General features: G+C 45.5%; 10 protein-coding genes. All 10 read left to right on the top strand.

Features of this window, described 5'->3' with window-relative positions; all coding sequences use genetic code 11:
- The first annotated feature begins 10 nt into the window (after positions 1-10).
- The 10 genes from MHB37_RS19390 (at position 11) to dapA (ending at position 11,165) form a co-directional block, all read left to right on the top strand.
- Positions 11-958 (top strand): bifunctional riboflavin kinase/FAD synthetase, encoded by a 948-nt coding sequence (locus MHB37_RS19390; protein ID WP_076127848.1) that lies wholly within the window; start codon positions 11-13, stop codon positions 956-958.
- Between the two features lie 148 nt (positions 959-1,106).
- Entirely contained in the window at positions 1,107-1,376 is a 270-nt protein-coding gene (gene rpsO, locus MHB37_RS19385) for a 30S ribosomal protein S15 (RefSeq protein ID WP_036656390.1), read from the top strand.
- A gap of 292 nt (positions 1,377-1,668) precedes the next feature.
- On the top strand, positions 1,669-3,771 hold the full coding sequence (gene pnp, locus MHB37_RS19380) for a polyribonucleotide nucleotidyltransferase (protein ID WP_076127850.1): 2,103 nt from the start codon (positions 1,669-1,671) through the stop codon (positions 3,769-3,771).
- A 235-nt stretch (positions 3,772-4,006) separates the two neighbouring features.
- Positions 4,007-4,990 (top strand): polysaccharide deacetylase family protein, encoded by a 984-nt coding sequence (locus tag MHB37_RS19375; protein ID WP_076182607.1) that lies wholly within the window; start codon positions 4,007-4,009, stop codon positions 4,988-4,990.
- Positions 4,991-5,068: 78 nt separating this feature from the next.
- Complete coding sequence (locus MHB37_RS19370) at positions 5,069-6,337, top strand: pitrilysin family protein (RefSeq protein ID WP_076190912.1); 1,269 nt, start codon at positions 5,069-5,071, stop codon at positions 6,335-6,337.
- Entirely contained in the window at positions 6,312-6,758 is a 447-nt protein-coding gene (dut, locus tag MHB37_RS19365) for a dUTP diphosphatase (RefSeq protein WP_172628834.1), read from the top strand. Before MHB37_RS19370 ends, dut begins: the two co-directional genes overlap by 26 nt.
- Before the next feature lie 536 nt (positions 6,759-7,294).
- Positions 7,295-8,191 carry a dipicolinate synthase subunit DpsA gene (gene dpsA, locus MHB37_RS19360; protein WP_076127855.1) on the top strand — a complete coding sequence of 299 codons (897 nt, stop codon included), beginning with the start codon at positions 7,295-7,297 and terminating at the stop codon, positions 8,189-8,191.
- Position 8,192: 1 nt separating this feature from the next.
- Positions 8,193-8,789 (top strand): dipicolinate synthase subunit B, encoded by a 597-nt coding sequence (locus MHB37_RS19355; protein WP_036688443.1) that lies wholly within the window; start codon positions 8,193-8,195, stop codon positions 8,787-8,789.
- A gap of 260 nt (positions 8,790-9,049) precedes the next feature.
- Positions 9,050-10,273, top strand: a complete 1,224-nt coding sequence (dapG, locus tag MHB37_RS19350) for an aspartate kinase (RefSeq protein WP_036688442.1) — start codon at positions 9,050-9,052, stop codon at positions 10,271-10,273.
- A 16-nt stretch (positions 10,274-10,289) separates the two neighbouring features.
- Entirely contained in the window at positions 10,290-11,165 is an 876-nt protein-coding gene (dapA, locus tag MHB37_RS19345) for a 4-hydroxy-tetrahydrodipicolinate synthase (RefSeq protein WP_280753078.1), read from the top strand.
- Positions 11,166-11,592: the final 427 nt, after the last annotated feature.

Raw genomic sequence — 11,592 nt, 5'->3', positions numbered from 1 at the left:
GAGAAACAGCGTGAGAACCGTAACGTTAACCTATCCGATGTCGCCGGAGACTGCTGCCGAATGGGCACAACCTCAAGTGGCTGCTCTAGGGCAGTTTGACGGCCTGCATCGTGGACATGCCAGCGTCATTACATCCGCTGTAGCCTTAGCCCGTAAACAAGGTGTGCCGGCTGCAGTCCTTACATTTCATCCTCATCCCAAAGATGTTATGGGTAAGGGAGATTATGAAGGGTACTTGACGCCACCCTTTGAAAAGCAAGAGATTCTTGCCAGCATGGGTGTCGATATCCTGTATGTTGTTGAATTTAATGAGCAGCTTTCCCGGGTTAGTCCACAGAATTTTGTCTCTGTTATGCTTTTGCCGCTACATATTGTTACTGCAGTTGTTGGCTTTGACTTTCGCTTTGGCTACCAAGGTGAAGGCGATGTTGAGATGCTTCGCAAACTGGGTGAAGGTGTTATGAATGTGGAAGTTGCTCCTCCTTTTCTGCTTGAAGGTGAAAAGGTTAGCAGCTCCGGCATTCGTAAAAGTCTCCAAAATGGAGATCTGGGGCTGGCAAACTCCTGGTTCGGACGTTGCTATCATCTGCGTGGTGAAGTGGGGCATGGTGAGAAGAGAGGCCGCACAATTGGTTTTCCAACTGCCAATTTGAAGCTCAGTGATCATTTTGTCATTCCGACCAAAGGTGTATATGCGGTCCGAGTCTTTTATAAGGATAAAGTTCTGTACGGGGTTATGAATGTGGGTGTTAAACCAACCTTTCATGAGGGTGTGTTAACTCCGAGCTTTGAGGTTCATCTTTTTGACTTCGAGGGTGACCTGTATGATCAAGAGCTTAAGGTAGAATTGGTAGCTTACATTCGTCCAGAACGGAAGTTTGACTCCATTGGAGCATTGATTACTCAGATTGGCGAGGATGCAGAAACCGCGAAGAAGATTCTGGAGTATAATTTATAGTCATCCCGGACAAGCCGTTTACTTTTGTTAATGGAGATGCTATACTAAGTAACGTTGCTGGCTTACAGCATCATAACCTTAGCTTGGTTGCACGTTCTCACCGACGGTGACGAGGCTAGTGGCGATTATATTGAAGGAGGTGAACAGGATGGCATTAACTCAAGAACGTAAACATCAATTGATCGACGAGCACAAAACTCACGAATCCGATACTGGATCCCCTGAGGTGCAAGTTGCTATCCTAACGGAGAACATCGTTAATTTGACTGACCACTTGCGTACGCACAAGAAAGATCATCACTCCCGTCGTGGATTGTTGAAAATGGTTGGACAACGTCGTAAACTTCTGGCGTATTTGAAAAACAAAGACATCAGACGTTACAGCGCCCTGATCGAAAGACTGGGATTGCGTCGTTAATTTTCCATAAGATTACTCTTAAAGCAGCCTGGTTGTATACCGTATGTCCTTCTCGGAGCGACAGCGGGACAGCTGGGTTGCTTTTTGAAAATTTAGGGAAAACTTAATATTAGGATCGATGAGATTATTCGCAAAAACGGCGACTTTACTTTTCAGTAAGGCCCAGCCGTTTCTTCTTATATGCATACAGAATAGGCAGCCTCCTTTGGGACAAGCCTTTCCAATTCATTTAGATCGATATGTGAACCTGCTATTTTAGACTGCGGGTCTACTACTATTCAAGGAGGTATTTATGGAAAAACGTGTAGAAATGCAGCTGGGTGGAAGACGCCTTGTGCTGGAAACGGGCCGCCTGGCTAAACAAGCAAACGCAGCCGTTATGGTGCGTTACGGGGATACTTCGGTATTATGTACCGTTACGGCTTCAAAAGAGCCTAAGGATCTGGATTTTTTCCCGCTTACAGTTAACTATGAGGAAAGATTATATGCGGTAGGTAAAATTCCTGGCGGATTTATTAAACGGGAAGGTAGACCGAGTGAGAAAGCGATTCTGTCAAGCCGTTTGACAGACCGTCCAATCAGACCACTATTCCCTGAAGGATTCCGTAACGATGTTCAGGTATTGAACATGGTAATGAGTGTGGATCAGGACTGCGCACCAGATATTGCTGCTATGATCGGTACTTCAGCTGCACTTAGTATTTCCGATGTGCCTTTTGATGGACCCATCGGCGGCGTTGCTGTAGGTCGGATTAATGGAGAGTTTGTGATCAATCCGGATATGTCTCAGCAAGCAATCAGTGATGTTTATGTGGTGGTTGCTGGAACGAAGGATGCAATCATGATGGTTGAAGCAGAAGCGAACGAAGTGACGGAAGATGTGATGCTCGAAGCGATTATGTTCGGTCATGATGAAATCCGCAAGATCGTTGCAACCATTGAAGAACTGGTTAAAGTGGCTGGTAAAGAAAAAATGGCTGTGAAGCTGCATACAGTGAATGCTGACGTGAATACTGAGGTCCGTGCATTTGCTGAGGCTCGTCTGGTGGAAGCCGTTAAAATAGCTGAAAAACATGCGCGTCAGGAAGCGATTGATGTCGTTAATGATGAAGCGGTTGCGTATTTCGTAGAGAAGTACATAGAAGCACCGGAGCTTCTGAAAGATGTTAAAGAAGTCCTACATGATATCGTGAAGGATGAAGTAAGACGTCTAATCACACATGATAAGGTTCGTCCAGATGGACGTAAACTTGATGAAATCCGTCCGATTGAATGTGATACAAGTCTGTTACCTCGTACACATGGTTCCGGTCTGTTTACACGTGGACAAACACAAATCCTTAGCGTTTGTACTCTTGGAGCACTAGGTGATGTGCAAATTCTTGACGGAATCGATCCTACTGAAACGAAACGTTTCATGCACCATTACAACTTCCCGCCGTTCAGCGTAGGGGAAGCTCGTCCGCTTAGAGCACCAGGACGCCGTGAAATCGGTCATGGAGCACTTGGAGAACGTGCATTATCCAAGGTTATTCCTAGTGAAACTGAATTCCCGTACACGATTCGTCTAGTATCAGAAGCGATTGAATCTAACGGTTCTACTTCCCAGGCAAGTATCTGTGCCAGCATTCTGGCTATGATGGACGCTGGTGTGCCAATCAAAGCACCTGTAGCCGGAGTAGCAATGGGTCTGATCAAAGACGGAGAGCATGTCTCCATCCTGACGGATATTCAAGGTATGGAAGATCATCTCGGAGATATGGACTTCAAGGTAGCTGGTACAGCAGAAGGTGTTACAGCTATTCAAATGGACATTAAGATTGCCGGTATCGATCGCAAAATTCTTCAGGATGCACTTCAGCAGGCTAAAGAAGGCCGTCTGTTCATCTTGGACAAAATGAATGAAGCGATCTCTGCGCCAAGACCTAATCTGTCCAAATATGCTCCAAAAATCATTATTATCAACATCAATCCGGACAAAATCCGTGATGTTATCGGTGCTGGCGGTAAGATTATCAATAAAATTATTGAAGAAACCGGCGTAAAAATCGACATCGAACAAGATGGCCGTGTCTTTATCGGTTCTTCAGATGAAGAAATGATCCAAAAGGCGCGTTCGATTATCGAAGGACTTGTGCGTGAAGTACAAGTTGGAGAAATCTATGTGGGTACAGTTAGACGTATTGAGAAATTTGGAGCATTTGTTGAACTAATTCCGGGTAAAGACGGATTGGTACACATTTCCCAATTGTCTACTGAGCGCGTAGCTAAGGTTGAAGATGTTGTAGCTGTCGGGGATACAATTACCGTTAAAGTTACCGAAATCGACCAACAAGGCCGGGTTAACCTGTCGCGTAAAGCGGTATTGACTTCGGAAACTGGAGCTAAAGCTTAAGTTTCGATTGTAGAGGTACCTTTTCTAAAGTACCTAATAGCATAATAAAAGGAGACAGAAGCGATTGCGTTCTGGCTCTTTTTTTATATGAAATAAAGTAATGTGCATCACTATCACGCCTCTGGCCTCTGTTCTTATGACATAAATTCCTCTCTTGTCTCATAGATTGGGACAAAGTGTCTTTGTATTCGTGTGGAACGGACTACAAGTCGTTTCTACCGGGGAGGAAGTCGTCATGAAGACGGAAAAAGTGGCTTTAGTGGTTGCTTGTATTGCGATCGTGATAGGAATTGGCAGCACTCAGGGACCGGTAAAGGACATGCTTGCGCAATTGAAGCCGCAGGATGACCTAGCTGTGTGGAAGGATATTTCTAAGGCGGAGAACAATGATCTTCGGGCACGGATTGAGACCGCCGCAGCCAAGCTTAATGCCCCTCCAGTGAATGCTGTGGTTGATCGGGTATGGAAGGCGATTCCGGGTTATAACGGGCTTGAAATTGATGTAGAGAGTACATATCGGAATGCTCTTTTGGCACCAAAAGAACCTATAAAATTTGTGTATCGGCAGATCGAACCACAGATATCCCTGAATCAACTGGGGGCTGAACCCATATATCGTGGGAATCCGGCTAAGCCGATGGTATCGCTGATGATTAATGTGGCGTGGGGAAATGAGTACATTGTGCCAATGTTGGATGTTTTGGATGAAGAAAACGTTAAAGTTACGTTTTTTCTGGATGGGAGCTGGCTGAGTAAAAACCCGGAACTGGCTAAAGAAATGCTAAAACGCGGTCATGAGATGGAGAATCACGCTTATACCCACCCTAATATGAGTACTTTAAGTCGTGCACGAGCTACTGTAGAAATTGAGAAGACACAAAAGCTGTTAAAGGAATCGCTTGGAGTCACTAATAAATGGTTCGCCCCCCCTTCTGGTGATTTCGATCAGGAGACGGTAGAAATTGCAGGCAGCTTAGGGCTCAAAACCGTACTATGGACCGTAGATACCGTAGATTGGCGAAATCCGTCTCCTGAATCTGTGGTTGCCAAAATCACAAGCAAAGCGGAACCCGGCACTCTAGTCCTAATGCATCCCACAGCCGCATCCTCCAAAGCTCTGAAGGCCATGATACGTGGAATCAAAGCAAAAGGGTTACAGCTAGGCACAGTTAGTCAAACACTCTCAGCAGAGCGGCTAATCCCCTCTAATGTTGAGTGAGAGATGTATTTCTGGTAGGATTATAGGCACGTGTAATTAAATTAGATAGAACATGGCTATTAGCCAGGAGGACTTGAAGTGGAAAAAATAGTGTTATCCAATGGTTTACGAGTGGTAATGGAGAAAATCCCGACCGGCCGGTCCGTTTCTTTCGGAATCTGGGTAAAGACAGGCTCTCGGAATGAACATCCTGGAAACAACGGGATATCCCATTTTGTAGAACATATGCTTTTTAAAGGTACGGATCGGTACAGCGCCAAGGATATTGCTGAGCAGTTTGACGCCATCGGCGGCAATGTAAATGCGTTTACCTCAAAGGAATATACATGTTATTATGCTAAAGTATTGGATGAGCATCTGCCTATCGCTATAGATGTGTTAGCGGATATGTTCTTCCGTTCACGGATGGACGCTGAAGAGCTGGAGAAAGAAAAGAATGTCATCCTTGAGGAAATTTCCATGTGCGAGGACACGCCGGATGATCTTGTGCATGATTTGATGTGTGCTGCTGCCTACAAGGACCATCCGCTTGCGTATTCCATCCTCGGCTTGAAGGAACGGCTAATGGAGATGAAGCCGGATGATCTTCGGGCGTATATGAAGGAACAATACACGATTGAGAATACGGTTATAAGCGTTGCCGGCAACATCAGTGATGGATTGATTGAACTGCTGGAACAGCATTTTGGTTCTTTTGATAATCATGGTACAAGTGCGCCGCTGACTCCACCAGATTACTATGGAGAGCTCTTATTTCACCGCAAGAAAACAGAGCAGAATCACATCTGTCTTTCCTTACCAGGTGTCCGTTCTGGCGATCCCCTGCAGTATGCTATGGTGCTGATTAATAATGCCGTAGGCGGAGGGATGAGCTCCCGCATGTTCCAGGAAATTCGTGAAAAGCGCGGATTAGCTTATTCGGTGTATTCCTATCACAGCTCCCAGGCAGATTCTGGTCTGTTTACGGTCTATGCTGGAACAGCGCCCAAGCAAACAAAGGATGTCATGGAGTTAATCAAGGAAATGATGTACGAACTTGCTACCAACGGCCTCAGTGAAGATGAGCTGAGAAAAGGTAAGGAGCAGCTTAAAGGCAGCCTCATCCTTAGTCTCGAAAGCACTAGCAGCCGAATGAACCGTATCGGAAAAAATGAACTTATGCTCGGAAGACATAATACATTGGACGATATGATCGCCAAAATTCAGCTAGTGACGATGGACAATATCAACAGTGTGCTGGACCATATGTTCGCGGAGCCGCTTTCTTTAGCGATGGTAGGCTCATCAGATAAAGCTATTGCAAATGTTAGGAGAGATGATCTTGTCTTATTACGTACAAATCAATAAACTTGCTGGAAACGAGGATGTAAATCTTCCTTGTAAAATGTCGGAGCAAGCTTCCGGTTATGATCTTTATGCTGCCGTTGCGGGTGAAATTGTACTTGCACCAGGAGAGCGGGCATTAATTCCAACAGGGATTTCACTGGCTATGCCAGAGGGGCTTGAAGCGCAGATCCGTCCGCGTAGTGGACTGGCCTTGAAGCACGGGATTACCTGCTTGAATACACCTGGAACTATAGACGCTGATTACCGCGGAGAGATCAAAGTGCTCTTGATCAATCTGGGGCAGGAGCCTTTTGCTATCGCTCGCAATGAGCGGATTGCCCAAATGGTATTTCAAGCCGTTCCAGTGGTTAATTTGGTGGAAGTGGAAGAGTTGTCCGAAACTCAACGCGGAGCCGGAGGCTTTGGCCATACTGGCAAGTAAGATTGTTGTTACAATTCATTTAAAAAGCTTACGAATTCATGCCCAAGGTATGATTCGTGAGCTTTTTTTGATATGCAGAGTTAATTATCCAAAGTTTTAATTCTTCGATTGTTATACAACTAACCCCGACTTCCCCATCGAATAAACTCAGCATTTTCATTGGCGCTCTGCCACTACTCTAACCCTACCGTCAAATTAAAGACGAAGCCCCTATCGGACCCCAGTGCTCTTATTTATAACAATTCTGCTTAATTCGGCTGTTTTCGGACCCCAGTGTCACTATTTGATCAAAAACACCTGATATCGAGCCTGTTTACATCGAATAAGAGCTCTCCAGTCCGAAACTCCTCCTAAAAGGCAAAAAATACACAAATAGTTGCATCTAGGTCCTTAACTCATCAGCCGTAACCCGTAACCCATTAGTTCATCATCAGCCATGCGTGCCGGGGATTTCATTTCCGCTCTTCACCCATTAACTATGCCCAGCATAAGATGCTTTATAGTCGATAGTGTATGTTGAAAGGAGCGTCATCCCTATGCTTACTGGCGTCAGGATCGTGTTCCTGGGCGGGGACGCGAGACAGCTTGAAGTGATTCGGAAATGTGTGGAATTGGATGCGACGGTAAGCGCTGCCGGGTTCGATAAGTGGGAGACCCCTAGCCCAGGGGTGAGCCTGGAACAATTGACGGTAGAGCTGCTGAGTAATGCAGATGTATTAGTGTTGCCTACGGTAGGCTGTGATGATGAAGGAAATATTAGTGCTCTATTTTCTTCTGAGCGTTTAACGATTCTGGAGGAGCATTTCACTGCGCTGCCATCCGATTGTTTAGTGTATACCGGTATGGCTAAAAGTTACTTGCGCGGGATGTGTACCAAGCACTCACTGAAGTTAATCGAACTGCTTAATCGTGATGATGTGGCTATTTACAACTCTATCCCGACAGCGGAGGGAGCGCTGGTAATGGCCATTCAGAACACGGATTTTACAATTCACAGCTCGAAGTCAATGGTGCTGGGTTTAGGTAGAACTGGATTTACAATGGCTCGAAGTCTACAGGGACTGGGGGCCAGTGTAAAGGTTGGTGTCAGAAAACAAGAACATTATGCACGTGCTGAGGAAATGGGCTGGAAGCCTTTTATGACCAATGAGCTGCTGCTTCACGTACCGGATGTGGATCTTATATTTAACACGATACCAAGTATGATCATCACCGCGCAGGTGCTCTCGCGGCTTGCGCCGCATTGCGTAATTATTGATCTGGCATCTGCACCAGGCGGCTGTGACTTTCGTTATGCTGAGAAACGTGGGATTAAGGCGATGCTGGCTCCAGGACTCCCTGGCATTGTAGCTCCAAAAAGCGCTGGGATTATTATGGCAAATGCGCTGGTACAGTCGATTTCGGACGAGGCTTTAATCAAGGGGGACGAATAAAATGGATTGGCACGGAAAAACAGTAGGGTATGCGATCACTGGATCTCATTGCACTTTTGCTGAGGTAATGCCACAAATTCAGCGCTTCGTAGACGGGGGAGCAAACGTAGTACCTATAGTTTCTGCCTCTGTACTAGGAACAGACACCCGCTTTGGGACATCGCAAAATTGGTTAAAACAGTTGAAAGATATAACAGGGAATGATATCATTTCTACAATTGTTGAAGCGGAGCCGCTGGGTCCTTCCAAGCTGCTGGATGTGCTGACAATAGCACCTTGCACAGGAAATACAACGAGTAAACTGGCTAATGCCATGACGGATAGTCCCGTGCTAATGGCAGCTAAATCACAGATGCGCAACGGACGTCCACTAGTTCTAGCGATATCTACAAATGATGGATTGGGCCTAAATGCCGCAAATATTGCTAAGCTTCTGGTGGCTAAACATATTTATTTTGTACCATTCGGTCAAGATAACCCTGAGGGTAAACCTAACTCGCTCGTGGCACGCATGGATCTTATCCCGGAAGCTTGCTATGCCGCTTTGCAAGGTAAACAACTACAGCCGATGATCATCGAACGGTTTCATTCAGCATAGAAAATTGACAGAGCTCGGCTGATTTTGTTGTGGACAATAAAAGGGGAGATGCACCAAATGAGCAATGAGAAGTGCCAAGATAACGTAGTGGAACCAGCTAAGTTCATTGCTATCAAAAAAATATAAGCAGTATTGCTACCGTCCTCAGGTTCGAGGGCGGTACAGCCATTTAACAACTTACTTAACGAATAAGCTCACGTACCGTAATCTTTTCACGAATGATTAGTGTGTTTGCTTTGATAATAATGGGGGAATTATACATGGGTATTCTGGTACAAAAATTCGGAGGAACATCGCTATCCACACCGCAAGCTAGAGAACACGTAATCCGCAATGTCAAAAGGGAGCTGGCAAGTGGCTATAGTCTTGTAATTGTTGTATCGGCTATGGGCCGTCGCGGAGAACCTTACGCAACTGACACTTTGCTGGATTGGGCCGTGCAGAACGGAGATGCACTTCCAGACCGGGAAAAAGATCTCTTGATGTGCTGTGGCGAAATTATTTCAGCTACTACTCTATGTGGGCTGCTGGAGAATGAAGGCATCGCTTCTACAGTATTAACGGGAGCTCAGGCAGGATTTCTGACAGACAGCAACTACGGTAATGCCAGAATTCTGGATGTACGTCCGGAACGCATTCTCCGTGAGCTGCGTGAGGATAAGGTAGTTATTGTTACCGGGTTCCAGGGCCAGACTGAAGCGGGTGATTTGACAACTTTAGGCCGTGGCGGCAGTGATACCTCTGCTACAGCACTGGGTGCTGCTCTTCATGCTGATATGGTGGATATTTATACGGATGTGAACGGAATTCTTACAGCAGATCCACGGATCGTTGAAGATGCTAAGCCATTAACTTACGTTAGTTATACTGAAATTTGCAATATGGCTCATCAGGGAGCAAAAGTCATTCATCCACGTGCGGTTGAGATTGCTATGCAGGCACAGATCCCAGTTCGTGTTCGTTCAACCTTTTCAGAAGCTGAAGGTACGTTGGTTACGAATCCAGAAGGATTTAACGATATCCAAGCAGGGGGAATTGTGGATCGATTCGTTACAGGGATTGCTTATGTCAGCAATGTTACACAGATTTCTGTGGAATGCCCGGACGGTAACGGAACCGGAGTGCAGCTGCAAATCTTTAAGAGTATGGCAGATAACGGGATAAGCGTTGATTTTATTAATGTAACACCTACGGAAGCTCTTTATACGGTTTTTGATGACAAATCAGAGAAGGCTATTTCTGCTCTACAGCAGCTGGGTTTGCGACCTAAGAGTTTGTCGGGTTGTGCCAAAGTTTCTGTTATCGGGGGCGGAATTAATGGTGTGCCTGGTATTATGGCGCGCATTGTTGAGGCACTTAGCTCGCAAAACATTCAAATACTACAATCCGCGGATTCGAATACAACGATATGGGTGCTTGTGAAAAAAGAAGATATGGTGCAGTCCCTGCGTTCGCTGCATGCTATGTTTGAATTGCACCGCTGACAAGGAGGAATTCAAAGTGGATTTCGGAAGATTAATAACAGCCATGGTAACCCCTTTTGATGGGGATGGAGAAATCAACTGGGATGTAACTTCACAGCTTGTCGATTATTTAATTGAGGTACAGAAATCAGAGGCTTTGGTTGTCTGCGGAACGACAGGGGAATCGCCTACGTTAAGCGATGAGGAAAAGCTGCAGCTGTTTTCTTTTGTGCTGGAAAAGGCGAATGGACGTTGTAAAGTTATTGCTGGAACTGGCAGCAATAACACGAAACATTCCATTCAGCTGACGAAGGAAGCGGAGAAAATAGGCGTAGATGGAGTGCTTTTGGTCGTTCCTTATTATAATAAACCGAATCAAGAAGGTCTGTATCAGCATTTTTCCACGATTGCTTCAGAGACTTCATTACCAGTGATTTTATATAATGTTCCAGGTCGAACAGGTGTAAGTATGAGCGTGGCCACTACCCTGCGGCTTGCTGAGATTCCGAACATCGTTGCTACGAAAGAATGCGCGTCTGTAAATCAGGTAACACTTATTGCCTCTGATTGTTCAGATGATTTCCGTGTATATACGGGTGATGATGCCTCAGGTCTTGCCAGTCTGGCTGTCGGTGGATACGGAATTATAAGTGTATCTAGCCATGTGGTTGGTGCGCAGATGTCAGAAATGATTTACGCTTATACCTCCGGCAATGTTCAGCTTGCTGGAGAGATTCATCGCCAGCTGTTCCCGATTTTTAAAGGAATGTTTGAATGCCCACAACCGCTGCCCAATCCTTCAGCTGTAAAATATGCTTTAGGACTCAAGGGGATCCCTGTGGGCGGAGTCAGATTGCCGCTTATTTCGCCAACGGAAGCGGAAGCGGCTTTTATTGAAGCACTTTTTCACTAAGAATTAATCATTGCTGATGTACGTTCTAAACCGGCTACTCTATTGAGGGAGCCGGTTTTTGCATTTATATTTTTTTTCTGAAATATTGAGGCGAATTTAAGGAAAGAATTTGGATACGAGGCGGATGACTTGTCTTTTGCCAAAAAAATCATGTATAATGATCTTAAGTGACTGGGTGCGGTTAAAATTAAATATGCGGTAATCTTCCGTCAATGTAATACATTGTGAGACAGGATAGGTCCCAAGATGAGTCTGTTTAAATAAATGACATGTCTTCGCGCGAGGGGCGCGACGGTGAATTTTGACGGCGTTTGTCCGCTTCAATATGAACTTTACTGCCCGGAATCGGGAGCTTTCGCATTGCGCATTTTACAGATTTCAGGAATTTCCTCGTCGATTGGAAGTTATTGGCTGTTTGAAAGAAATG

It is taken from the genome of Paenibacillus sp. FSL H3-0286 (assembly GCF_045040705.1).
Taxonomy (GTDB): domain Bacteria; phylum Bacillota; class Bacilli; order Paenibacillales; family Paenibacillaceae; genus Paenibacillus_AQ; species Paenibacillus_AQ odorifer.
This window is presented reverse-complemented; position numbering and strand designations above follow the sequence as displayed.

Coding starts and splice junctions, on each gene's coding strand:
- rpsO (WP_036656390.1), top strand. CDS start 1,107: ATGGCATTAACTCAAGAACGTAAACATCAATTGATCGACGAGCACAAA.
- pnp (WP_076127850.1), top strand. CDS start 1,669: ATGGAAAAACGTGTAGAAATGCAGCTGGGTGGAAGACGCCTTGTGCTG.
- MHB37_RS19375 (WP_076182607.1), top strand. CDS start 4,007: ATGAAGACGGAAAAAGTGGCTTTAGTGGTTGCTTGTATTGCGATCGTG.
- dpsA (WP_076127855.1), top strand. CDS start 7,295: ATGCTTACTGGCGTCAGGATCGTGTTCCTGGGCGGGGACGCGAGACAG.
- MHB37_RS19355 (WP_036688443.1), top strand. CDS start 8,193: ATGGATTGGCACGGAAAAACAGTAGGGTATGCGATCACTGGATCTCAT.
- dapG (WP_036688442.1), top strand. CDS start 9,050: ATGGGTATTCTGGTACAAAAATTCGGAGGAACATCGCTATCCACACCG.